General features: G+C 67.9%; 21 protein-coding genes. 10 read left to right on the forward strand and 11 right to left on the reverse strand.

What is annotated here, in order from left to right; translation table 11 throughout:
• Positions 1–16 precede the first annotated feature (16 nt).
• The 4 genes from M8R19_RS28175 to puuE all read right to left on the reverse strand — a co-directional run bounded on the left by M8R19_RS28175 (position 17) and on the right by puuE (position 3,132).
• Positions 17–523, reverse strand: coding sequence for an ureidoglycolate lyase (locus M8R19_RS28175; RefSeq protein WP_074984827.1), 507 nt, complete (start codon positions 521–523; stop codon positions 17–19).
• A gap of 131 nt (positions 524–654) precedes the next feature.
• Positions 655–1,650: an allantoicase gene (gene alc, locus M8R19_RS28180; protein ID WP_249919572.1), complete on the reverse strand. Its 996-nt coding sequence runs from the start codon at positions 1,648–1,650 to the stop codon at positions 655–657.
• A 40-nt stretch (positions 1,651–1,690) separates the two neighbouring features.
• Positions 1,691–2,206, reverse strand: coding sequence for a 2-oxo-4-hydroxy-4-carboxy-5-ureidoimidazoline decarboxylase (gene uraD / locus M8R19_RS28185; RefSeq protein ID WP_009618673.1), 516 nt, complete (start codon positions 2,204–2,206; stop codon positions 1,691–1,693).
• On the reverse strand, positions 2,203–3,132 hold the full coding sequence (gene puuE / locus M8R19_RS28190) for an allantoinase PuuE (protein WP_249919573.1): 930 nt from the start codon (positions 3,130–3,132) through the stop codon (positions 2,203–2,205). The genes uraD and puuE overlap by 4 nt, the downstream gene beginning before the upstream one ends.
• A 410-nt stretch (positions 3,133–3,542) precedes the next feature.
• Between puuE and uraH the strand changes: the two genes are divergently transcribed.
• Positions 3,543–3,896: a hydroxyisourate hydrolase gene (uraH, locus tag M8R19_RS28195; protein ID WP_009618677.1), complete on the forward strand. Its 354-nt coding sequence runs from the start codon at positions 3,543–3,545 to the stop codon at positions 3,894–3,896.
• Positions 3,897–4,322: 426 nt separating this feature from the next.
• On the opposite strand, the gene M8R19_RS28200 is transcribed toward uraH, so the two are convergent.
• Together M8R19_RS28200 and M8R19_RS28205 are read right to left on the reverse strand one after the other, a co-directional pair.
• On the reverse strand, positions 4,323–4,949 hold the full coding sequence (locus M8R19_RS28200; RefSeq protein ID WP_009618679.1) for a LysE family translocator: 627 nt from the start codon (positions 4,947–4,949) through the stop codon (positions 4,323–4,325).
• Positions 4,950–5,016: 67 nt separating this feature from the next.
• Complete coding sequence (locus M8R19_RS28205; RefSeq protein WP_043314301.1) at positions 5,017–6,366, reverse strand: NCS2 family permease; 1,350 nt, start codon at positions 6,364–6,366, stop codon at positions 5,017–5,019.
• A 385-nt stretch (positions 6,367–6,751) separates the two neighbouring features.
• Between M8R19_RS28205 and M8R19_RS28210 the strand changes: the two genes are divergently transcribed.
• Positions 6,752–7,513: a GntR family transcriptional regulator gene (locus M8R19_RS28210; RefSeq protein ID WP_249919574.1), complete on the forward strand. Its 762-nt coding sequence runs from the start codon at positions 6,752–6,754 to the stop codon at positions 7,511–7,513.
• A 781-nt stretch (positions 7,514–8,294) separates the two neighbouring features.
• Here the strand turns inward: M8R19_RS28210 and queD are convergent.
• The 3 genes from queD to norR form a co-directional block, all read right to left on the reverse strand.
• Complete coding sequence (gene queD, locus M8R19_RS28215) at positions 8,295–8,651, reverse strand: 6-carboxytetrahydropterin synthase QueD (protein WP_009618684.1); 357 nt, start codon at positions 8,649–8,651, stop codon at positions 8,295–8,297.
• An 86-nt stretch (positions 8,652–8,737) separates the two neighbouring features.
• A complete protein-coding gene (locus M8R19_RS28220) occupies positions 8,738–9,226 on the reverse strand; it encodes a carboxypeptidase-like regulatory domain-containing protein (RefSeq protein ID WP_116424077.1) in 489 nt (162 codons plus the stop codon).
• A 54-nt stretch (positions 9,227–9,280) separates the two neighbouring features.
• Positions 9,281–10,828: a nitric oxide reductase transcriptional regulator NorR gene (norR, locus tag M8R19_RS28225; protein ID WP_074986076.1), complete on the reverse strand. Its 1,548-nt coding sequence runs from the start codon at positions 10,826–10,828 to the stop codon at positions 9,281–9,283.
• A 156-nt stretch (positions 10,829–10,984) separates the two neighbouring features.
• On the opposite strand from norR, the gene hmpA reads away from it, so the two are divergent.
• From hmpA to M8R19_RS28240, 3 genes are read left to right on the forward strand one after another with little or no spacing between them, the layout of a single operon-like run.
• On the forward strand, positions 10,985–12,166 hold the full coding sequence (gene hmpA, locus M8R19_RS28230) for an NO-inducible flavohemoprotein (protein WP_074986074.1): 1,182 nt from the start codon (positions 10,985–10,987) through the stop codon (positions 12,164–12,166).
• Between the two features lie 55 nt (positions 12,167–12,221).
• Positions 12,222–12,479, forward strand: a complete 258-nt coding sequence (locus tag M8R19_RS28235) for a hypothetical protein (RefSeq protein ID WP_009618692.1) — start codon at positions 12,222–12,224, stop codon at positions 12,477–12,479.
• Positions 12,466–13,656: an NnrS family protein gene (locus tag M8R19_RS28240; protein WP_249919575.1), complete on the forward strand. Its 1,191-nt coding sequence runs from the start codon at positions 12,466–12,468 to the stop codon at positions 13,654–13,656. Before M8R19_RS28235 ends, M8R19_RS28240 begins: the two co-directional genes overlap by 14 nt.
• A gap of 357 nt (positions 13,657–14,013) precedes the next feature.
• Here the strand turns inward: M8R19_RS28240 and M8R19_RS28245 are convergent, their stop codons facing one another.
• Positions 14,014–15,093 carry a patatin-like phospholipase family protein gene (locus tag M8R19_RS28245; RefSeq protein WP_249919576.1) on the reverse strand — a complete coding sequence of 360 codons (1,080 nt, stop codon included), beginning with the start codon at positions 15,091–15,093 and terminating at the stop codon, positions 14,014–14,016.
• A gap of 152 nt (positions 15,094–15,245) precedes the next feature.
• On the opposite strand from M8R19_RS28245, the gene M8R19_RS28250 reads away from it, so the two are divergent.
• The 4 genes from M8R19_RS28250 to M8R19_RS28265 are packed head-to-tail and all read left to right on the forward strand — an operon-like array spanning position 15,246 to position 17,855.
• Positions 15,246–15,554, forward strand: coding sequence for a PepSY domain-containing protein (locus tag M8R19_RS28250; RefSeq protein WP_009618698.1), 309 nt, complete (start codon positions 15,246–15,248; stop codon positions 15,552–15,554).
• The gene (locus M8R19_RS28255; protein WP_074986060.1) at positions 15,554–15,859 is read left to right on the forward strand and encodes a PepSY domain-containing protein; all 306 of its coding nucleotides are present in this window, start codon (positions 15,554–15,556) and stop codon (positions 15,857–15,859) included. The genes M8R19_RS28250 and M8R19_RS28255 overlap by 1 nt, the downstream gene beginning before the upstream one ends.
• A complete protein-coding gene (locus M8R19_RS28260) occupies positions 15,859–16,536 on the forward strand; it encodes a response regulator transcription factor (protein WP_009618700.1) in 678 nt (225 codons plus the stop codon). The genes M8R19_RS28255 and M8R19_RS28260 overlap by 1 nt, the downstream gene beginning before the upstream one ends.
• Positions 16,533–17,855: a sensor histidine kinase gene (locus M8R19_RS28265; protein WP_074986058.1), complete on the forward strand. Its 1,323-nt coding sequence runs from the start codon at positions 16,533–16,535 to the stop codon at positions 17,853–17,855. Before M8R19_RS28260 ends, M8R19_RS28265 begins: the two co-directional genes overlap by 4 nt.
• A 20-nt stretch (positions 17,856–17,875) precedes the next feature.
• Here the strand turns inward: M8R19_RS28265 and pabB are convergent, their stop codons facing one another.
• A complete protein-coding gene (gene pabB, locus M8R19_RS28270; RefSeq protein WP_074986051.1) occupies positions 17,876–19,225 on the reverse strand; it encodes an aminodeoxychorismate synthase component I in 1,350 nt (449 codons plus the stop codon).
• Between the two features lie 174 nt (positions 19,226–19,399).
• Here pabB and M8R19_RS28275 point away from each other — a divergent pair, with 174 nt between their 5' ends.
• Positions 19,400–22,111, forward strand: a complete 2,712-nt coding sequence (locus M8R19_RS28275; protein ID WP_502943014.1) for a winged helix-turn-helix domain-containing protein — start codon at positions 19,400–19,402, stop codon at positions 22,109–22,111.

Consider the following 22,111-nt stretch of genomic DNA (forward strand, 5'->3'; position numbering starts at 1 on the left):
GGACGGGCCTCTCTTATTAGTTTAGTTGGGGGTCGAGGAGCAGTTGCTCGTCCTCGGTGAAGAAATGCTCGTCGCAGTTGTTGCCGGAACCGCTGCGATCGACCACCAGGAAGTCATCCCGCTTTTCGATCGTCAGCACCGGGTGGTGCCAGACGCCGCGGTGGTAATTGATGCCCTGCCTTCCGTTGCTCAGGAAGGCGCGGACAAGACCCGGTACAGGTACGTCGCCAAGTGGCGCGACCACGACCAGAAAGGAGTTGCCGAGCAGCGGGATGAAGGCCTGGCTGCCCAGCGGATGACGCTCCAGCATGCGGATGCGCAAGGGCATCTCCAGTGCTTCGGCGCTGAAGATGCTGATGATCGCCTTATCCTCGGGCTGCGCGGTCTCGACCGTGGCGAGCTTGTGATAGCGGCGGGTGGAACCGTTGTTGATCATGAAGTAGTCGCTGCCCTCGGTCTCGATGACATCACCGAACGGGGCGAAGGCTTCCTTGGTTAACGGTTCGATCTTCAGGGTACGCATGGCTGGTCACTTGTATTCGTTGTACTGAACCCGGGCGGGGCCCGGGAACCGCTTCTTCCGTCACTCCCGCGAACGCGGGAGCCCAGTGTCTCTGGCCCCCCGCGCCAGCGGGGACGACGGCGGTGTTTCGCTTACTTGGCCACCTTGCCGAACAGGCGCAGACGGCTGACGCCACCGTCCGGGAAGATGTTCAGGCGCACGTGGGTGATCGGGCCCAGTTCCTTGATCTGCTCGATGAAGGTGTGCTCGTTGTGCATCTGCAGCTTCTGGCTGGGCAGCAGTTCGCGCCAGTACAGGCTCTGGGTGGCGATCTGGCTGTCGGTGCCGCCCTTCACGAAGGCCGCCTGGATGTTGCAGCTCTCCGGGTAGTTGCCCTTGAAGTGCAGGGTGTCGACGACGATCTTCTCGACGATGCCGGCGTGGCCCAGCGCGACAATCACCCAGTCGTTGCCCGGGGTGCGGCGGCGGCCGGTTTCCCAGCCGTCGCCCATGTTCACGCCGCGGCCGGGGTTGAGGATGTTGCTCATGCGGCCGAAGTGTTCGTCGGAGCAGGCGAGGGCGCGGCCGCCGTTCAGTGCCGCAGCCAGGTCGACCTGCTCGTCGGGGTTCTGCTGGGCCCAGTCGCGGAACGGAATGCCGTACACGCGCAGGCGCGCCACGCCGCCATCGGGGTATATGTTCAGGCGCAGGTGGGTGTAGGGGCGCTCGTCGCTGATTTCGTGGTAGTGGTGGCTGTTGCCTTGCAGCTCGACGGAAGAGAGCACTTCGGTCCACTGGGTGTCGTCGTTCGGCTCGCCCTCGGCCACGAAGCAGCCGTCGATGGAGGCCGACGGCGGGAAGTTGCCGGTGAAGAAGCTGGTGTCGATGTCCACGCCCTTGATCGAGCCCGGCACGCCCAGGCGGATCACCGCGTGGTCATAGCCTTCGAAGCGCTTGCGGCGGGATTCCCAGCCGTCCATCCACTTGCCGTTGTCGTCGAAGACGCCTTCCTTCCACACCGCGGGGGTGGGCTGCAGCATGCGGCTGGCAGCGGCGAACCATTCGTCGGTGACGCTGATCACCTTGCTCCCCAGGCGCTCGTCGGCCAGGTTGACGAATTTCTCGAAGGGAGCGTTGTAGGTTCTCATCTTGTTCTCCTTGGTGACGTGTTAGTCCGGTCCTGCGCGCTCACAGCTGCTGCAGACGGAACATCGCGATCTTGTTGATCTCGGCCAGGGCGGTCTGGAATTCCTGCTCCGGCGTGTTGTGGATGCGCTCCTCGAAGGCCGCGAGGATCTGGTGGCGGTTGCTGCCCTTCACCGCCTTGATGAAGGGGAAGCCGAATTTCGCCTTGTACGCATCGTTGAGTTCGTTGAAGCGGGCGAATTCCTCGGCGGTGCATTCGTGGATGCCGGCGCCGGCCTGCTCGGAGGTGCTGGAGGCGGTCAGCTCGCCGCGCACAGCGGCCTTGCCGGCGAGGTCCGGGTGAGCATTGATCAGTGCCAGCTGGGCTTCATGGCTGGCCGACAGGAGGATGTCGGCCATGCGCTGCTGCAGGCTCTCGATGTCGTTGAGGCTTTCGTCCACGCCCAGGTCGTAGGCCTTCTCGGCCACCCAGGGGGAGTGTTCGTAGATGTCGGCGAAGGCGGCGACGAAGGCCGCGCGGTCGAGGCTGGCCGGGGTGAGGGTCTGGAAGCGGCTCATGCCTGGCTCTCCGTGAACGGGTGCTTTTCGTGCCAGTGGCGGGCGATGTCGACGCGGCGGGCGATCCAGACCTTCTCGTGGCCTTTCACGTACTGGATGAAGCGCTCCAGCGCGGCCAGGCGCGCCGGGCGGCCGAGCAGGCGGCAGTGCATGCCGATGGAGAGCATCTTCGGCGCGCCCTCGGCGCCTTCGGCGTAGAGCACGTCGAAGGCGTCCTTGAGGTATTCGAAGAAGTCGTCGCCCTTGTTGAAGCCCTGCACCTGGGTGAAGCGCATGTCGTTGGTGTCCAGGGTGTAGGGGATCACCAGGTGCGACTTCTCGGCGGTGCTCTCCGGGTCCCAGTAGGGCAGGTCGTCGTCGTAGGTGTCGGAGTCGTAGAGGAAGCCGCCTTCCTCGCGCACCAGGCGCCGGGTGTTCGGGCCGGTGCGGCCGGTGTACCAGCCCTGCGGGCGCTCGCCGGTCAGCTCGGTGAGGATGCGGATGGCCTCCAGCAGGTGCTCGCGCTCCTGGGCCTCGTCCATGTACTGGTAGTCGATCCAGCGGTAGCCGTGGCTGCAGATCTCATGGCCGGCGGCGACCATCGCCCTGATCACGTCCGGATGACGCTGGGCGGCCATGGCCACGGCGAAGATGGTCAGCGGCAGGTCGTATTTCCTGAACAGCTTGAGCAGGCGCCAGACGCCGGCGCGGCTGCCGTATTCGTAGAGGGATTCCATGCTCATGTTGCGCGCGCCCTGCAGCGGCTGGGCGGCGACCATCTCGGAGAGGAAGGCCTCGGACTCCTTGTCGCCATGGAGGATGCAGCGCTCGCCGCCTTCCTCGTAGTTGAGCACGAAGGACAGCGCGATGCGGGCGTCGCCCGGCCAGTGCGGGTGGGGAGGGTTGTCGGCGTAACCGACCAGGTCGCGTGGGTAGTCAGCGCTCACTGCAGTGTTCCTTCTTGTTGGGGGCGGCGTGGGGCGGTAGGGCGTGCGCCACCGTGTTGCGAGATATTGTATACAAGTTGTGTGGTCGAATGTAAATACAATCCCGCGCGCCGATTTCGCCATCCGTCGTCATCCACATCCGTCGGTAGAGCAAGCAAATTACCTGCCCGAACGGTCAGCCTGGCGGGCTGTGGCCTTCCTGGTTCCGGCGATGGATCGAAATGCCGCGTGCTGGTGCGCTGGCGCCGTTTCGGGGCGCTGGAACGAATTTTTTGTATACAATGTTTGGGTGATGGCGTATTTTCGTCCCATCCAACCCACCCGGCCGGCCGCTGCCTGCGGGGTGCAACCCACACCACACCGAGAAGGAGGACGGCGTCCGCCGGCCGCGCCGGGGATGCCCAGAGCCCATGGGACGTTTGACGACGCACGTACTGGATTCCGCCCACGGCTGCCCCGGCCATGGCATCAAGGTCGAGCTCTACCGCGTGGAAGGCCAGCAGCTGGAACTGGTCGCCACCCGCGTGACCAACGACGACGGCCGCTGCGACGAGCCGCTGTTGCAGGGCGAGGACTTCCGCGCCGGGGTCTACCAGCTGCAGTTCAACGCCGGCGACTACTACCGCGCCCGTGGCGTGCAACTGCCGCAACCGGCCTTCCTCGATCAGGTGGTGCTGCGCTTCGGCATCGCCTCGGAAAGCGACCACTACCACGTGCCGCTGCTGATCTCGCCGTACAGCTACTCGACCTACCGCGGCAGCTAGGCCGCCAGCGACTTCCCCCCCGACTCTTCGTGGAGTCCCATCGGCCCGCCCCTGGCGGGCCTTTTTTTTGATTGTGTGCTCTTGCGCCGAGGTGCTTTCGTAGGATGGGTTGAGCTTGCGAAACCCATCGGGCAATGGCGATGGGTATCGCTCCACTCCACCCCCACCGCGTTCCCATGTAGGAGCGCGCCCTGCGCGCGAAATCGCGGGCAGGGCCCGCTACAGGTTGCCACCGAACCTCTCGTCTGCACCGGACAGCTCCCTCTCCCTTCAGGGCGGGGCGCGCAGTCGAGGGTTGGGGAGAGGGAGCGGAATCAACCCTGAACACCATTGCTGCCGGTAAATACCGTTCGCGAGCAAGCTCGCTCCTACGAAAAGCACTGGCACCTGTAGGAGCGAGCTTGCTCGCGAACGGTTCTATGGACCTCAGCGGCTCAACAACGAAGCCCCGCCCGCGGTCGCGAAGAGCGCAGCGCTGCCGCGGTTGAACCAGGCCTGGCCCTTGCCCGAGCGCAGGAAGCGCGCGGCGCCGCGGGCGCTGAGGCCGTAGAACAGCTTGCAGGCGAAGTCGAGCAGCGCCCAGGTGAGGATCATCACCAGCAGCTGCTGCCACAGCGGGTGGTCGGCCTTGAGGAACTGCGGCAGGAAGGCGGCGAAGAACAGGATGTCCTTCGGGTTGCTGGCGCCCAGGCCGAAGGCCTTCCAGTACAGGCTGCGGAAGCCCGGGTTGACCGGCATCTCCTCGGCGGCGCGCGGCTGGCCGGCGATGCGGGATTCCTGCCAGCTCTGCCAGGCCAGGTAGAACAGGTAGAGCGCGCCCAGCACCTTGAGCACGCTGAACAGCTTCTCCGAGGCCAGCAGCAGCGCGCCCAGGCCCAGGGCCGAGGCGCTGAGCAGGCAGATGGAGGCGCTGACCCCGCCGAGGAAGGCCGGCAGCGAACGGCGCAGGCCATAGTTGAGGCTGTTGCTGACCATCAGCAGCGACAGCGGGCCGGGAATCAGGATCACGATCAGGGCGGCGCTGCTGTAGAGCAGCCAGGTTTCCAGGTTCATCGCGGGCTCTCGAATGCAAAGGCCCCGACGCAGGCATGCGTCGGGGCCGTGGCGGGGCCGCTCCAGATTACAGGAAGATGAATTTGGCTACAAATATCGCACAGAGTGCATACAGGCTGACGGTCACGTCCTTGTGGCGGCCGGTGAAGACCTTCATCGCCACGTAGGTCACGAAGCCCATGGCGATGCCGTCCGCCACCGAGAAGGTCAGTGGCATCATGATCACGGTGACGATGGCCGGGATGGTCTCGGTGTGTTCCTGCCAATCGATGTGCGCCAGGCCGCCCATCATCAGCATGGCCACGTAGATCAGCGCGCCGGCGGTGGCGTAGGCGGGGATCATCCCGGCCAGCGGGGCGAAGAACATGGCGGCGACGAACAGCGCGCCGACGGTCACCGCGGTCAGCCCGGTGCGGCCGCCGGCGGCCACGCCCGCGGCGCTTTCCACATAGCTGGTCACCGGCGGCACGCCGAGCACGGCGCCGACCACGCTGGAGGTGCTGTCGGCCTTCATCGCCTTGGACAGGTTTTCGATGCGGCCGTCCTCGCGCACCAGGTGGGCACGCTGGGCCACGCCCATCAGGGTGCCGGCGGTGTCGAACATGTGCACGAAGAGGAAGGCCAGGATCACGCTGATCATGGTCACGTTGAAGGCGCCGGCGATGTCCATGGCCAGGAAGGTCGGCGCCAGGCTCGGCGGCATGGAGAACACCCCGCCGAACTGCACCAGGCCCAGGGCGATGCCGGCCACGGTGACGGTGAGGATGCTGATGAGGATGCCGCCGAACACCCGGCGGTATTCCAGCACGGCGATCATCAGGAAGCAGATCGCCGCCAGCAGCGGGCCGGGCTTGGTCAGGTCGCCCAGGTGCACCAGGGTGGCGGGGCTGGCGACCACGATGCCGGCGGTCTTCAGGCCGATCAGCCCGAGGAACAGCCCGACCCCCGCGCCCATGGCGAAGCGCAGGCTCGGCGGAATGCTGTTGAGCAGCCATTCGCGGATGCGCGAGAAGGTCAGCACCATGAACAGCACGCCGGAGATGAACACCGCGCCCAGGGCGATCTCCCAGCTGTAGTTCATGGTCTTGACCACGGTGTAGGTGAAGAAGGCGTTGAGGCCCATGCCCGGCGCCAGGCCCACCGGCCAGTTGGCGTACAGGCCCATCAGGAAGCAACCCAGGGCGGCGGCCAGGCAGGTGGCGACGAAGGCCGCCCCGTGGTTGACCCCGGCGTCGGCCATGATGTTGGGGTTGACGAAGATGATGTAGGCCATGGTGATGAAGGTGGTCAGGCCGGCGGCCAGTTCCGTCTTCACCGTGGTGCCGTGCTGGCTGAGCTTGAACAGGCGTTCGAGCAGGCCGGTGGCGGGTGGGCTGGAGGCGACAGCGGTTTGTTGTTCTTGTTTGGTGCTTTCCACAGCGGGTACTCCTCAACGCTCTTGTTGTTGGTCCTTGCCGTCGGCTGGTTCACCTGCGTCCCTGGCTCGGCGGAAGGCTTGAGGGTGTGTTCTTGACTTGCGAGTCAGGAAGTCACGCCGGCGATTATGAGGTTGTATACAAAAAAATCAAATAATGTTTCGTACCTATCTCCCGCCTTCTTCCAAACAATTCATCGGAAGATTCGTTCAGGCATTGCGCAGAATTTGTCCAGAGGGGACGGCTGAATGCCGCATGGCAAGGGGGATGCGCCGGGTGCGCGGTGCTGGGCATTTTGTGTACACTGGTGGCCATCATTTCGTCGCGCCCGCGTACCTGGTAGCGGATTGCCCAGGCCGCCGGTCCGCCCAACAAGGTTGAGGATCCATGACCGACCCGCTGCAACAGATCAAGAAGCCGGCGCGCAACGGCAAGAGCCGTACCGGCACGCAGGACGAGATCGTCTACGCGCACATCTTCGACGCCATCCTCGAACAGCGTCTGGCGCCGGGCACCAAGCTGAGCGAAGAGGCCCTGGGCGAAATCTTCGGCGTCAGCCGCACCATCATCCGCCGCGCCCTGTCGCGCCTGGCTCACGAGCAGGTGGTGCTGCTGCGCCCCAACCGCGGCGCGGTGGTGGCCAGCCCGAGCATCGACGAGGCCCGGCAGATCCTCTTCGCCCGGTGCACCGTCGAGCGCGCCATCACCGAGCTGGCGGTGGACAACGCCAGCGCCGAAACCCTGGCCGAGCTGCGCGAGATGGTGGTGCAGGAGCAGGCCAGCTTCGCCCGCGGCGACCGCGGTGCGGGCATCCGTCTGTCCGGCGAGTTCCACCTCAAGCTGGCGGAAATGGCCAGGAACGCCCCGCTGGTCAGCTTCCAGCGCAGCCTGGTGTCGCAGACCTCGCTGATCATCGCCCAGTACGAGGCGGGTGGCCGTTCGCACTGCTCGTTCGACGAGCACAACGAAATCCTCGACGCCATCGAGAAGGGCGAGAAGGAAAAGGCCGTGACCCTGATGATGCACCACATGGCGCACATCGACGACAAGCTGAACCTGGAAGGCGACAGCGCCTCGGGCGACCTGCATGCGGTGTTCTCGCATCTGCTTGGTGGCAAGAAGAAGGGCGGGCGTAGCGCGGCGCGTTGAGGTTTAGGCCAATGAAAAGCCCCGCCTGAGAGCGTGATGCTGTTCGCTTAAGAAAGAATGCCGTTTCTCTGTTTGGGATAAACGGCATTTTTCGTTTGGGAGGGGCTGTGGCTTCGTTTGCGAGCTTTGGCCCGTTGTACCCAACCTAAACCCGTCATTCCCGCGAACGCGGGACGCGGCTCCATCGCGAACAGCGCTTGCGCTGGCCCGAAGGGGAATAACCCAGTGACGGGTGGTTGGGTTCGCGAGCAAGCTCGCTCCTACGAAGAGCAGGATTTCCAGAGAGATATCCGAGCGCACCGGAACGCCCCTTCAGAAGGCCGAGCGAAACCGGCGCTCAGGAGGTCATGCGACATGGATGTCGCGAGAGCCCCGTGGGCTACAGGGACGTACCCTCGGGGCGGGCCTCCGTGGCGGGGGAGTTCGCGAGGGTAGCCCGACTCTGTCGGGCCCGTATGTTGGGGCAAGCCTTTTTGGTTCCTTTTGTGGCGTTTGACAAAAGGGACTCGCCCGAGGGGGCGAAACAAAAAATCTCCGCAGACTCGGAGCGACGCGCTAAACCCAAACAAGAAGTCTCTGGGTTCCCGCGTTCGCGGGAATGACGGGGGTGGGTGAGGAGTATCAGGATGACTCAGGACTCTTCCCCCACTCAGGACAGCCCCCTCTCCCGCTTGCGGGAGAGGGTTGGGGAGAGGGTGCTCTTGAACCCAGCACCATCGCTACCGGCAAACACCCTTCGCGAGCAAGCTCGCTCCTACGAGAAGCAGCGCGCTACACAGCATCAGTCCCCGCGATACTCACACCCACTGGTGCAGGTCTCATGCACCCGCACCCGCGACAATTCCGGCAGCAGCGGCTTGACCTGCTGCCAGATCCAGCGCGAGAGGTTCTCGCTTGTGGGGTTTTCCAGGCCGGGGATGTCGTTCAGGTAGTTGTGGTCGAGCTGTTCGTAGATCGGCTTGAAGATCTGCTTGATCTCGGAGAAATCGCGGATCCAGCCGGTATGCGGGTCGACCTCGCCCTCGATGTACAGCGCCACGCGGAACGAATGGCCGTGCAGGCGGCCGCACTTGTGGCCCTCCGGGACGTGGGGCAGGCGGTGGGCGGACTCGAAAGTGAATTCCTTGAACAGTTCCAAGAGGTGGCCTTCAGATCATCAGTGGGCAATTGCAACCGCCCATTGTACCCACTTTGCCGGCCGGCCGGGCACACCCCGTCGGCGGCTCAGCGCGTCAACTCGACCTGGACTTCCTCGCCCTCGCGCAGCGTCAAGGGCGCCATGACGGCCGCGCCCACCGTGGTCGGGCCATTGGCGCCGGTGGTTTCCCAGGTCACTTCGCAGCTCAGGTAATAGCGCCCCGCCGGCACCTGGGCGAAGCTGAAACGGCCCTCGGCGTCGGCGCGCACCGTGCGGGTGTAGATCTTCGCCCGGGCGTCGGGCTCGCCTAGCGGCCGCCGCTCCTGGTAGGCCTTGTACAGCGGCGCCATGTAGCGCGTCGCCGGGATCAGCGCCACGTCCTTGCCGGCCGCCGGCTTCAGGGTGCCGGCGCGGGTCTTGAGGAAGGCGCGGCCGTCGATCCTGCCGTTGCCGTGGACCGCCAGCGCCTGGTACTCGGCGCTGGGGAACTCGTCGAAGTTCAGTGGCCGGCCCTGGTTGGGCGAGATGCAGCCGGCCAGGGCGAGGCCGAGCAGGGCGACGAGCAGGTGGCGCATGAAGGTTTCTCCGGGGCATGGGCTATGCGTCTGCAAAGATAGCCCAGGCCCGGCTCACTTGAGATCCAGGCGCCTGGCCAGGCGGTTCAGGTTGGCCCGGTCCACTCCCAGTTCGCGGGCCACTGCCGCCCAGTTGCCGGTGTGGCGTTGCAGGCTGGCGGCGATCAGCTGGCGCTGGAAGTCGTCCAGCGCGGTGCGCAGTTCGATGCCGGGTTTGGGCAGCTCGCGGGCGGGGGCGGACTTGCCGGTTTCCGGCAGGTGCAGGCCCTGTTCGAGGCCGAGGTCGTCGAGCTCCAGGGTGAGGATGCGCGGGCGTTCGGGGCTTGAGGCCAGGGCCTTGAGCGAGGCGCGGCCGATCAGGTGTTCCAGTTCGCGCACGTTGCCCGGCCAGGGGTAGCCGAGCAGGGCGGCCTGGGCCTCGGCGCTCAGGCGCAGGCTGCGCAGGCCCAGGCGCGGGCGGTTCTGTTCGAGGAAGTAGCCGGCCAGCAGCAGGATGTCGTTGCCGCGTTCGCGCAGCGGCGGCACCCGCAGCGGGTAGACGCTCAGGCGGTGGTAGAGGTCGGCGCGGAAGCGCCCGGCGCGCACTTCCGCGGCCAGGTCGCGGTTGGTGGCGGCGATCAGGCGCACGTCCACGCGGTGCTCGCGGTCCGAGCCCAGGCGCTGCAGTTGGCCGCTTTGCAGTACGCGCAGCAGCTTGGCCTGGATCGCCATCGGCAGCTCGCCCACTTCGTCGAGGAACAGGGTGCCGCCGTCGGCCAGTTCGAACTTGCCGCGGCGCTCGCCCACGGCGCCGGAGAAGGCGCCGCGCACGTGGCCGAAGAGTTCGCTCTCCACCAGGGTTTCCGGCAGCGCCGCGCAGTTCAGGCTGATCATCGGCTGGGCGTGGCGCAGCGAGCGCTGGTGGATGGCCTGGGCCACCAGTTCCTTGCCCACGCCGGTCTCGCCGGTGACCAGCACGCTGAGGTCGCTGCCGGCCACCAGCTTGATTTCGTCCACCAGTTGGCGGTGCGCCGGGCTCTGCCCGACCAGTTCGCGCGGGGCCTCGCCGGCGGCGCGCTGGTAGGCGTCGGCGCGCTGCTGTTCGTGCTCGGCGCGCAGGGCCAGGTCGAGCATGCGCTGGCTGGCCTTCACCGTGGCCGCTGCCAGGCTGGCGAAGGCCTGCAGGTTGTCCAGGTCGCCGCTGGAGAAACGTCCGGGCTCGAGGGCGTCGAGGGTCAGCAGGCCCCAGGGCTGCTCGTCGAGGTACAGCGGGCAGCCCATGCAGTCGTGTACTTCCAAGTGTACGCCTTCCACCAGGCCGTCGTAGGGGTCGGGCAGGCCGCAGTTGGCGTCGAACAGGGTGGGGCCGGGGCGTTCCAGCAGGGCCTGCAGGCGCGGGTGTTCGGCGATCTTGAAACGGCGGCCGAGGGTGTCCGGGCTCAGCCCGTCCACCGCCAGGGGCACCAACTGCTCGCCTTCCAGGCGCAGCAGGGCGCTGGCGTCGCAGGGCAGCAGTTCGCGCAGGGCTTCGAGCAGGCGGCGGTAGCGTTCTTCGTCGGGCAGTTCGCGGGACAGGTCGTCGACCAGGGGGAGCAGGGTGGCAAGCAAGGGATTGCTGGTCATTATGACCTCTATGTAGTCCGTATGACTCGAATGATTGCTGGTCATTATGACTTCTGACGCCGCGGAAGTCCCGCGAATACTGGCCGCCGGCCTTGGCACGTTTTCTGAAGGATTACAGGCAGTTCCCACCCTGTCTTGCGTTCCAAGGAGATCCGCATGCTGTCCAACGAACAACGCACTCTGATCAAGGCGACCGTCCCGCTGCTGGAAACCGGTGGCGAAGCCCTGACCCGGCACTTCTACCAGCTGATGCTGACCGAGTATCCGCAGGTGCGTCCGCTCTTCAACCAGGCCCACCAGGCCTCCGGCGACCAGCAACGGGCCCTGGCCAACGGCGTGCTGATGTACGCCCGCCACATCGACGAACTGGAGCGCCTCGGCCCGCTGGTGGGGCAGATCGTCAACAAGCACGTGTCGCTGCAGATTCTGCCGGAACATTATCCTATCGTCGGCGCCTGCCTGCTGCGCGCCATCCGCGAAGTGCTGGGCGAGGAGATCGCCACCGATGAAGTGATCGCCGCCTGGGCCGCCGCCTACCAGCAACTGGCCGACATCCTGATCGGAGCCGAGGAGTCGGTATACGCCCGCAATGCCGCCGAAGAGGGTGGCTGGCGCGGCGCGCGGCGCTTCCGCGTGGCGCGCAAGGTGGCCGAGAGCGAGGAAATCACCTCCTTCTACCTGCAACCGGTGGACGGCGGCGCGCTGCTGGACTTCGAGCCGGGCCAGTACATCGGCCTGCGCCTGGACCTGGATGGCGAGGAAGTGCGCCGCAACTATTCGCTGTCGGCCCCGGCCAACGGCCGCGAGTACCGCATCAGCGTCAAGCGCGAGCCCGAGGGCAGGGTTTCCAACTACCTGCACGACCAGCTCCGGGAAGGCGACGAGATCGACCTGTTCCCGCCGGCCGGGGACTTCGTCCTGGGCGACAGCGACAAGCCGCTGGCGCTGATCACCGCGGGCGTCGGCATCACCCCGTCGCTGGCCATGCTGCAGCAGGCGCTGGACGCCGGCCGCGTGGTGCACTTCATCCACTGCGCGCGCCACGGCGGCGTGCACGCCTTCCGCGAGTTCATCGAGAACCAGGCGCGCAAGCACCCGACGCTGCTGCACTTCTTCTGCTACAGCGAGCCGCGCGAGCAGGACCAGGCCGATGCCGAGGGCTTCATCAGCCAGCAGTTGCTGAGCAACTGGCTGCCGGAGCAGCGCGACCTGGACGCCTACTTCCTCGGGCCCAAGCCGTTCATGGCCCAGGTGAAGCGCCTCCTGCGCGAGCTGGGCGTGCCGGAAAAGCAGTGCCACTACGAGTTCTTCGGCCCCGCCAGCGCGCTGGAGGCCTGAGGCTAGACCGGCCGGCCCATGCGGGCCGGCCACCCCGAACTACCGGAGGTGTGTGATGAAAGGCTTCTTCGCCTGTCCGCAACGCAATCTCAGCCATTCCAACGCCCTGCTCAGCGCGGGGGCCGCTATGCTGCTGGGAGGCATCTTCGGCGCCTATTTCATCGACGCCTTTCTCAACCTGCCGCAACTGGTGGCCGCCCACGCCCTGACCGTCCTCGGGCCGACCGCCATCAAGCTGGGCTACGTGCTGCGCCTGATCGCCCAGCGGCAGATGCGCCAACCGGGCTGGGAGGTCTGTTGTGCTGTTGGTTGATCGCAAGGTTCTGCTGGCGATTCCGCCGCTGTGGCGGCTGGGTTTCCGTCCTTTCTTCCTCGGTGGGGCGCTGTTCGCGGCGCTCGCCATATTCCTCTGGCTCGCCGCGCTGGCCGGCTGGCTGCCCGCGTGGCAACCGCTGGGCGGCTGGCTGGGCTGGCACCGCCACGAGATGGTGTTCGGCTTCGCCCTGGCGATCATCGCCGGCTTCCTGCTCACCGCGGTGCAGACCTGGACCGGGCGTCCCGGTCTTAGCGGTGCGCCGCTGCGCAACCTGGCGCTGCTCTGGCTGGCGGCGCGACTGGCCTGGCTGCTGGGCGCGCCCTGGTGGCTGGCCACGGTGCTGGAGCTGGCCTTCCCGCCGGCCCTGGCCTGGTTCGTCGGCCGCAGCCTCTACCAGGTGCGGCAGACGCGCAATTACCCGGTGCTGATGGTGCTGGTCCTGCTGACCCTGGCCGACGCCCTGGTCATGGCTGGACAGGCGCTGGGCAACGAGGCCTGGCAGCGTGGCGGCGTTCTGGCTGCGCTGTGGCTGGTGGTGGCGCTGATGAGCCTGATCGGCGGGCGGGTGATTCCCTTCTTCACCCAGCGCGGCCTGGGACGTACCGCTCAGGTGCCGGCCTGGCCGTGGCTGGACTGGGCGCTGCTGCTGGGTGGCGCGCTGCTCGCGGTGCTCAGCGCCACCGGCCCGGCGCTGCAACCGGGGCCGTTGCTGGCGCTGCTCTTCGGCCTGCTCGGCCTGGGCCACCTGGTGCGCCTGGTGCGCTGGTACGACCGCGACCTGTGGAGCGTGCCGCTGCTGTGGTCGCTGCACCTGGCCTATGCCTGGATGACCCTCGCGCTGTTCGGCCTGGCGGCTTCCGCGGCCGGCGCGGCGCTGCCCTCCAGCCTGCCGCTGCACGCGCTGACCGTGGGCGGCGTCGGCGGGCTGATCCTGGCGATGATCGCCCGCGTCAGCCTCGGCCACACCGGCCGCGCGCTGCAGCCGCCGAAGGCGATGGCCTGGGGCTTCGCCCTGCTCAACCTGGGAGTGCTGGCTCGGGTGCTGGTGGTGTGGTGGCTGCCGCTGGGTGGCTTGCTGCTGGCGGCGCTGTGCTGGTCGCTGGCGTTCCTGATCTTCGCCGGGTACTACGGGCCGATGTTGTGGAAGGCCCGGATCGACGGGCAGCCGGGGTAGGGGATTCATCTGTGGGGCGTGGTGTGCGGGCTCGGCCCATCGCGGACGGAGTCCGCTCCTACGTACGTGCTTCCCTGTTGAGCCTGGCGCGGCTTTGATGGCGGCTCCGTGCTCGGCAACGAGCGGGATTATGGCTAAGGTCAAACGGCGGATAACGCCGTAGGCGTTATGCGCCCTACGCCAAGCTCACCATGGACGTAGGGCGAATAACCGTTCGCGGTTATCCGCCGCTACACTTTCCTCGCCGGCCCCTGCATGGCTGAGCCTGGCGCGGCTTTGACGGCAGCTCCGTGCCCGGCAACGAGTGGGATTATGGCCAAGGCCAAGCGGCGGATAACGCCGTAGGCGTTATGCACCCTACAACGGCACCAACCTTTCTCCCAGGCGTCCGCCGTCGACCAGTTCGAGGAACTCGTCGCCCATCCGCCGGCTTTCGTCCATCGCCTTGTTCCAGTAGCGCTCGCGGCCGGCGTCGTCGCCCAGGTAGCGCTTGAAGTCCTTGCGGTCCGGCAGCTTGTTGTGCGGCAGGCGCGCCAGGTATTCGCGCGACGGCGCCAGCAGCAGCACGTCCTGCAGGCGGGTGGCGTCGCCGCGGCGCCAGGGCAGGCCCTTGTCGAACCAGCCGGGGATGACCTTGTCGGTGAAGTGCGGGTAGAGCACCACGCCGTCGGTTTCGTAGGGCAGGTCCAGGTGGTAGTCGAGCAGGCCGCCGTCGCGGTAGGTGCCCGGGCCGGCGCCGGGGATGTCGCGCACGCCCTGCATGACCATGGGGATGGAGCCGGAGGCGAGCAGCGCGTGGCGCAGGTTGCCGACGTCCAGCGGCAGGCAGCGCGAGGGGAAGTCCCGCAGCGGCGCCAGCGGCGGTGCCAGGCGCGCGTCGTGGAGGATCACCCGTTCGAAGTGGCGGTGCAGGTGGCGGCGGCCGAGCAGGTTGTCGCGGATCACCGCGCCCAGGCCCAGCCCGAGCGTGCGCTTGCCGTCGTCGGCCAGGCGCCCGTGGCTCTTCACCACCACCACGTTGAGGCGGTAGTGCGGGTTGGCCAGCACGCTGGCGTCCTGCCCGGCGAGCAGGTCGTCGAGCATCCGCGTGCAACTGGCGGAGACCTCGGCTATGTCCGCGTTGCGCGAGAAGCGCTGCTGCGTGTACAGCTCGCCCAGGCGGCGGATGCCGGCGGCGGCGTCCGGCAGGCAGGCGCTGGCGAAGCGCCAGGAGCCGATCGAGGCGCCGATCAGCGAGCGCTCGCGCGGCGCGCGCGGCAGCCATTCGCCGAACAGCGCCAGGTCCAGCCCCTGGATGCCCAGCGCCTTCGGCCCGCCGGCGGCGCCGGGCAGGATGCCGACGTCGGCGGGGCTCAGGCCGCGTTCGCGGATGCGCCGCAGGGCGCGGGCGCCGGCCTTGACGGTGAGGGCGGGGGACTTGATGTGGATGGCGGTCATGGGGGCACTCTCTGGCGAGCCGGCGATTATAAGCGCTGTATTTTCCTAGGCAGCATCCTTCATCCGGTGAATGATCCGTCCTGCATCCATTCAGCTTGAGTTAATGGCCTTTCGATAGCCTGCGAGCATTGGCCATTCGCAGGAGCCTTCCCATGCAAACCCTCACCCGTCTGATCGCCGCCACCGCTCTTTTCGGCGCCTCCAGCCTGGCGCTGGCCCACGACATCGGCCCCGACGAGGCCCTGCGCCTGCGCGACGCCGGCACCATCCAGGACTTCCAGCGCCTGAACCAGGCCGCGCTGGCCAAGCACGCCGGCGGAACCGTGTACGATAGCGAGCTCGAACTGGAACACGGCCGCTACCTGTACAAGGTCGACATCAAGGACGCCCAGGGGGTGAAGTGGGATGTCGAGCTGGACGCGGTGAGCGGTGAAGTGCTCAAGGACCGCCAGGACCACTGATGACCTATCCTCTGCGTTACGCCCTGCTCGCCGCCCTGTGCGTCGCCGGGCCGGCGCTGGCCCACGACCTCAGCCAGGACGAGGCCCTGCGCCTGACCCGCGAAGGGGTGATCCGCCCCTTCGAGTCGATACTGCCGGCCGCGCTGCAGCGCTACCCCGGCTCGCGCCTGCTCGAGGCGGAGCTGGAGAAGGAGCACGACACCTACATCTACGAGATCGAGCTGCTCACCGCCGGCGGCGTGGTCCGCGAACTGGAACTGGATGCCCGTGACGGGCGCATCCTCAAGGATAAGGAAGACGACTGATGCGTCTGCTGCTGGTGGAAGACCACGTCCCCCTCGCCGACGAACTGCTGGCCGGGCTGAGCCGCCAGGGCTACGCCGTGGACTGGCTGGCCGACGGCCGCGACGCCGCGGTGCAGGGGGCCAGCGAGCCCTACGACCTGATCATCCTCGACCTCGGCCTGCCGGGCCGCCCCGGCCTGGACGTGCTGCGCGAATGGCGCGGCCTGGGCCTGGCCACCCCGGTGCTGATCCTCACCGCGCGCGGTTCCTGGGCCGAGCGCATCGACGGGCTGAAGGCCGGCGCCGACGACTACCTGACCAAGCCCTTCCACCCCGAAGAACTCTTCCTGCGCATCCAGGCCCTGCTGCGCCGCGCCCACGGCGTGGCCAACCAGGCCCAGCTGGAGGCCGGCGGCCTGCGCCTGGACGAGGCGCGCCAGTGCGTGCAGCAGGATGGCCGCGAGGTCGACCTGACCTCCGCCGAGTTCCGCCTGCTGCGCTACTTCATGCTGCACCCGGGCCAACTGCTGTCCAAGTCGCACCTGGCCGAGCACCTCTACGACGGCGAGACCGAGCGCGACTCCAACGTCATCGAGGTGCACATCAACCACCTGCGCCGCAAGCTCGGCCGCGAGATCATCGAGACCCGCCGCGGCCAGGGCTACCGCTTCGCCGGCAGCAGCGGGGGCGCGGCTTGATCTCGATCCAGCGGCGCCTGGGCTTCGGCCTCGCCGCGGTGCTGCTGGTGGTCGGCCTGGCGCTGGCCCAGGCCGGGCTCTGGTTCTACGACCAGGGCCTGCGCCGCTACCTGGCCAGCGGCCTGCAGGACGAGGCGGAAAGCCTGCTGGTGGCGATCATCCGCGGCCCGGCCGGTCTGCAGCTGGACCCGCAGCGTATTGACGGCGCCTACGAGCGGCTGTTCTCCGGGCGCTACTTCCAGATCCACTTCGAACAGACCGACTGGCGCTCGCGCTCGCTGTGGGACCACGAGCTGAAGGTGCCGGGCCACCCGGGCCTGCGCGAGGGCCTGGCCAAGGGCCCGGAAGGCCAGCGCCTGCTGGTCTTCCGCGGCGACTACAAGCGCTACGGCCGCAGCCTGCAGATCAGCGTGGCGCAGGACTACACGCCGATCCTCAAGAGCTTCAACCGCCTGCGCAACATCGGCCTGGGCGCCGGGGCGCTGGCGCTGCTGCTGATCCTGTTCTTCCAGCGCCTGACGGTGCGCCGCGCGCTGCGCCCGCTGGAGCGGGTGCGCCAGCAGATCGCCCAATTGCAGGACGGCCAGCGCAGCCAGCTGGACACCCAGGTGCCGCAGGAGCTGGAGCCGCTGGTGGAGCAGGTCAACCACCTGCTGCAGCACACCGAGGAAACCCTGCGCCGCTCGCGCAACGCCCTGGGCAACCTTGGCCATGCGCTGAAGACGCCGCTGGCGGTGCTGATCAGCCTGGCCGAGCGCGAGGAACTGCGGCAGCACCCCGAGCTGAAGCGGGTGCTGCAGGAGCAGCTGGAGCAGATCGACCAACGCCTGGCCCGCGAACTGGGCCGCGCGCGCCTGGTGGGCGAGGCGCTGCCCGGCGCGCATTTCGATTGCGACGCCGAGCTGCCCAGCCTGCGCGAGATGCTCCAGCTGATCCACGGCGAGCACCTGCGCATCAGCTGCCAGGCCGAGCCCGGCCTGCGCCTGCCGTTCGACCGCGAGGACCTGCTGGAACTGCTCGGCAACCTGCTGGACAACGCCTGCAAGTGGGCGGCCAGTGAGGTGCGCTTACAGGTGGAGAAGGGTGAGGACGGCTACCGCCTGCTGGTGGACGACGACGGCCCGGGCATCGCCGAGGAACTGCGCGACAGCGTGCTCGAACGCGGCACCCGCCTGGACGAGCAGGTGGCCGGCCACGGCCTGGGCCTGGGCATCGCCCGCGACATCGCCGAGGCCTGCGGCGGCAGCCTGGCGCTGGAGGGCAGCGAACTGGGCGGGCTGCGGGTGCGGGTGGCCCTGCCGAGGCGGGCGACGGCGTAGCGCTCTGCGCGGCGCTGCGCTCAGTCGCCGAGGCGTTCCAGTGTGCGCAGCAGCACGTCCACCTTGGTCAGCGACTCCGCGTATTCCGCCTCCCAGTCCGAATCGGCGACTATCCCGCCGCCGCCCCAGCAACTGGCCTGGCCGTCCTTCACCAGCAGGGTGCGGATGGTGATGGAGCTGTCCAGCTCGCCGCGCACGTCCAGGTAGAACAGGCTGCCGCAATAGATGCCGCGGCGGCTCGGCTCCAGCTCGTCGATGATCTGCATGGCGCGGACCTTGGGTGCGCCGGTGATGGAGCCGCCGGGGAAGCTGCCCAGCAACAGGTCGAGGGCGTCCTTGTCGGCGGCCAGCTCGCCGGTCACGCTGCTGACCAGATGGTGCACGTTGGGGTAGCTCTCCAGCGCGAACAGTTCCGGCACCCGCACCGTGCCGGGCGTGCAGCTGCGCCCCAGGTCGTTGCGCAGCAGGTCGACGATCATCAGGTTCTCGGCGCGGTCCTTGGGGCTGGCCAGCAGTTCCTCGGCATTGGCCGCGTCCTCCGCGGGTGTGCGGCCGCGCGGGCGGGTGCCCTTGATCGGGCGCGTCTCCACCTGGCGCCGGTGCATGCGGATGAAGCGCTCGGGCGACAGGCTGAGGATGGCGCCGTCGCCCAGGCCCAGGTAGCCGGCGAAGGGCGTCGGGCAGGCCTCGCGCAGGGCCAGGTAGGCCAGCCAGGGCGAGCCGCTGCAGGGCGCGCGGAAGCGCTGGGTGTAGTTCACCTGGTAGCAGTCGCCGGCGAGGATGTAGCCTTGCACCCGCTCCAGGGCCTGGCGGTACTGCTCGCGGCTCAGGTCCGGCCGGAAGCCGGCATGCAGGCGGAAGGGCGGCAGCGCCGGCGCCGGCGCGTCGGCCTCGAACAGCGCCAGCAGGCGCTGGCGCTCGGCGGCTTCCAGGCGCGGGTGGAACACCAGCTGGCTGGTGCCACGCTGGTGGTCGGTGACCAGCGCCCAGGCGTACAGGCCGACCCGCGCATCGGGCAGGCCGAGGTCGTCCCGGCTGTGCTGCGGCAGGCGTTCGATGCGCCGTCCCAGGTCGTAGCTCAGATAGCCGATCATTCCGCCGACGAATGGCAGGTCCGGAATTTCCCCCGCGTCGGCCTGTCCGAGGCTCTGCAGCGCCGTGCGCAGGCGGGCGAAGAACGCCTTGGCCGATTCGTCGGCACTTGGCGCCAGTTCTGCCAATGGCCAGGCGCTCATAAGGTCATAGCGTCCACGGTCGGCGCCAGGCCTGCCGGCGTCCAGCAGCACGGCGCCGGGCGCCTGGGCGATGCGGGCGAAGCGCGCCGTCGGATCTTCCCGGTAGGGGAGCGGGTGTACGGAATAGCGGGACATAGGTAGGAACAGGAACCCTGGGCTAGGCTGAGAGCCATTCCTGCGCACGCCCGAAGAGTCGATGCTAGAGCCCTTCTCTTCGGTTTACGCAAGGTAAGCATTCTGATAAGAATTGGATTATCCCGCGGAAGCCATGCTCCGTACCACAACGATAATGAAACAGGGATAGAGGCCGTGGACGTAGTGCTAAAAACCGCAGCCGGCAGCCTTCTGCGTACCAGATCGACACCCCCCGGGGTGCCTGCCGAATACCAGTACCGCCCCCAGCTCCAGGCTGCCCTGGAGCGTTCCGCCCATCATCGCGTCCTGCTCTTCAGCGCCCCCGCCGGCTTCGGCAAGAGCGCCGCGCTGGCCATGCTCGCCGAGCGCCGCGAAGCGCAGGGGCAGAAGGTGGTGTGGCTTTCCCTGGAAGGCTCCGACGACGACCCGGGGCGCTTCTGCGGCAAGCTCACCGAGGCCCTGGCCGCCAGCCTGCCGGACGTCGGCCGGGACGCCGCGGCCTACCTGCACAACACCCTGCGGGTGCCGGCCGTGGCGGTCATGGAGAGCCTGCTTTCCGACCTGTTGCGCGTCGACGTGCCGCTGCTGCTGGTGCTCGACGACCTGGACCGGATCACCCACCCGGACATCTTCGCCGGCCTCAACCGCCTGGTGCAGTACGCCCCGCCGGGCCTGACCCTGGCCATCGGCAGCCGCTCGCAGCCGCCGCTGAGCCTGGCCACCTGGCGGGCCAAGGGCCTGCTGCTGGAAGTCGGGGTGGAAGAGCTGCGCCTGTCCCAGGAGCAGACCCGCGAATACCTGAGCGGCGAGGGAGTGGCGCTCGACGAGGCCTGCCTGAAGGCCGTGTACGCCCGCACCGAGGGCTGGGTGATGGGCGTGCAGCTGTTCGGCCTGTGGCTGCGCCAGCCGCCCGCCGGCGCCCAGCGCGACCTGGCCGAACTGGGCGGCGGCCCCGCCGAGGTCGGCGACTACCTGCTGCGCAGCGTCTTCGAGCGCCTGCCCCGGGACATCCGCGACAGCCTGCTGACGCTCAGCGTGGCAAGCCGCTTCAACGGCGAGCTGGCCAACGCCCTGACCGGCCGCCAGGACGGCCAGGCCCTGCTGGAGCGCCTGGACAGCCTGCAACTGTTCCTCATGCCGCTGGACCGCGAGCGCCACTGGTACCGCTTCCACCAGCTGTTCGCCGACTTCCTCCGCGCGCACCTGCGCGAACGCGAGCCGGAGCGCTTCAAGCAACTGCACTTCAACGCCAGCCTGTGGTTCACCAACCACCACATGCCGACCCTGGCCATCGAGCACGCCTGCCTGGCCGAGGACCCGGAGATGCTCGCCGCCCTGGTCGACGGCTACGGCCTGGAGCTGATCAACCGCGGCCAGCTGTACCTGATCTCGCGCTGGCGCCGGCAGGTGCCCGACGAGATCGCCGCGCGCTACCCGATCCTGGTGCTCAGCGACGTCTGGACCCGCGCCAGCGAACTGAGCCTGCCCGAGGCCAACCGCATGCTCGACGAGCTGCTGGCGCGCTGGAGCGACGGCAAGCCGCAGACGCCGATGGGCGACCAGTACCTCTCGGCGCTGGCGGTCAAGGCCGTGCTGGCGCTGCAGAAGGACGACCTGGAGCAGTGCATCGCCCTGGCCCGCCGGGTGGAGAGCCAACTGGGGCAGAACTCGGCCTTCCTCGAATGCGCCATCCTGCTGGTCGCCGCCTTCGCCCAGGTGATGCACGGCCAGCCCGAGCAGGCGCGCCGCCTGATGGGCCTGGCGCAGCAGCGCAACCATTTCCTCGACGGCCGCTACCTGCACATGCAGCTGTCCACCATCGAGGTGATGCTGGCCCTGGAGCAGGGCCAGGTGAAGCAGGCGCAACTGCTGGTGGAGCGCGTCAAGCAGCAGGCCGTGCCGCTGTTCGACCGGCGCTCCCAGGCGCTGGCCCTGCCGGCCATCACCGAGGGTCTGACCGCCTACTACCGCATGGACGTCGACGGCCTGGAAGAGCGCCTGCGCTGGGCGCTGGGGCGTGTCGACGTGATCAATCCCATCGACCTCTATGCCCAGGGCATGCAGTGCCTGGCGCGGGTGCAGCGCCTGCAGGGGCGCGGCAAGGAGGCCCTGGCGACTCTCGGGCTGATGCAGAGCCTGGCCTCGCGCAACCATTCCTGGCGCATCTTCGCCATGGCCGTGGGCGAGGAGATCAACCTGATCCTCCAGGAGCCGGCGGCCGACCGCTGCAAGCGCGCCGAGCAGCGCCTCAACGGCATCGACTGGCAGAAGCTCGCCGCCTCCTACCGCCAGGGCCCGTTCAACCCGGTGCTCTGGGTGCGCGGCCTGAGCCGCGTGCGCCTGCTGCAGGCGCGCGGCCATTTCAGCGAGGCATTGCACGAGATCACCCAGCTGCGCGGCCTGCTGCAGTCCAACTGGCACGGCCTGCAGCGCCTGCGCCTGGACCTGCTGGCGGCGCTCAGCTACCAGCGCCTGGGCTACCAGGAGCGCGCCAACAGCCTGCTCGGGCAATGCCTGGTGGGCGCCGAGCGCGAAGGCGTGCGCAGCCTGTTCATCGAGGAAGGCGAGGGCATCCGCCAGATGCTCCAGCAACTGGAGGCCACCGAGCGCCAGCCGGCGCTGCAGGTGTTCATCCGCAGCCTGCTGGGGTTGTGGCCCGGCCAGGAAACGCGCAAGGCACAGGACGTGCTCGAGGAAGGGCTGACCGACCGCGAGCGGGAAGTGGTGTGCCTGGCGGCCCAGGGGCTCTCCAACGAGGAGATCGGCCAGCAGTTGTCGCTGGCCCTGGGCACCGTCAAATGGCACCTGCACAACATCTACGAGAAACTCAAGGTGCGCAATCGGACCCAAGCGATTCGCCGTGCCCGCGAACTGAGCCTGCTCTGA

It is taken from the genome of Pseudomonas sp. R3.Fl, from assembly GCF_023516765.1.
GTDB classification, from domain to species: Bacteria; Pseudomonadota; Gammaproteobacteria; order Pseudomonadales; family Pseudomonadaceae; genus Pseudomonas; species Pseudomonas citronellolis.

Coding starts and splice junctions, on each gene's coding strand:
- uraH (WP_009618677.1), top strand. CDS start 3,543: ATGGGACGTTTGACGACGCACGTACTGGATTCCGCCCACGGCTGCCCC.
- M8R19_RS28210 (WP_249919574.1), top strand. CDS start 6,752: ATGACCGACCCGCTGCAACAGATCAAGAAGCCGGCGCGCAACGGCAAG.
- M8R19_RS28200 (WP_009618679.1), bottom strand. CDS start 4,949: ATGAACCTGGAAACCTGGCTGCTCTACAGCAGCGCCGCCCTGATCGTG.
- M8R19_RS28235 (WP_009618692.1), top strand. CDS start 12,222: ATGAAAGGCTTCTTCGCCTGTCCGCAACGCAATCTCAGCCATTCCAAC.
- M8R19_RS28260 (WP_009618700.1), top strand. CDS start 15,859: ATGCGTCTGCTGCTGGTGGAAGACCACGTCCCCCTCGCCGACGAACTG.
- pabB (WP_074986051.1), bottom strand. CDS start 19,225: ATGTCCCGCTATTCCGTACACCCGCTCCCCTACCGGGAAGATCCGACG.
- M8R19_RS28255 (WP_074986060.1), top strand. CDS start 15,554: ATGACCTATCCTCTGCGTTACGCCCTGCTCGCCGCCCTGTGCGTCGCC.
- M8R19_RS28220 (WP_116424077.1), bottom strand. CDS start 9,226: ATGCGCCACCTGCTCGTCGCCCTGCTCGGCCTCGCCCTGGCCGGCTGC.
- M8R19_RS28250 (WP_009618698.1), top strand. CDS start 15,246: ATGCAAACCCTCACCCGTCTGATCGCCGCCACCGCTCTTTTCGGCGCC.
- M8R19_RS28175 (WP_074984827.1), bottom strand. CDS start 523: ATGCGTACCCTGAAGATCGAACCGTTAACCAAGGAAGCCTTCGCCCCG.
- M8R19_RS28245 (WP_249919576.1), bottom strand. CDS start 15,093: ATGACCGCCATCCACATCAAGTCCCCCGCCCTCACCGTCAAGGCCGGC.
- hmpA (WP_074986074.1), top strand. CDS start 10,985: ATGCTGTCCAACGAACAACGCACTCTGATCAAGGCGACCGTCCCGCTG.
- norR (WP_074986076.1), bottom strand. CDS start 10,828: ATGACCAGCAATCCCTTGCTTGCCACCCTGCTCCCCCTGGTCGACGAC.
- uraD (WP_009618673.1), bottom strand. CDS start 2,206: ATGAGCCGCTTCCAGACCCTCACCCCGGCCAGCCTCGACCGCGCGGCC.
- alc (WP_249919572.1), bottom strand. CDS start 1,650: ATGAGAACCTACAACGCTCCCTTCGAGAAATTCGTCAACCTGGCCGAC.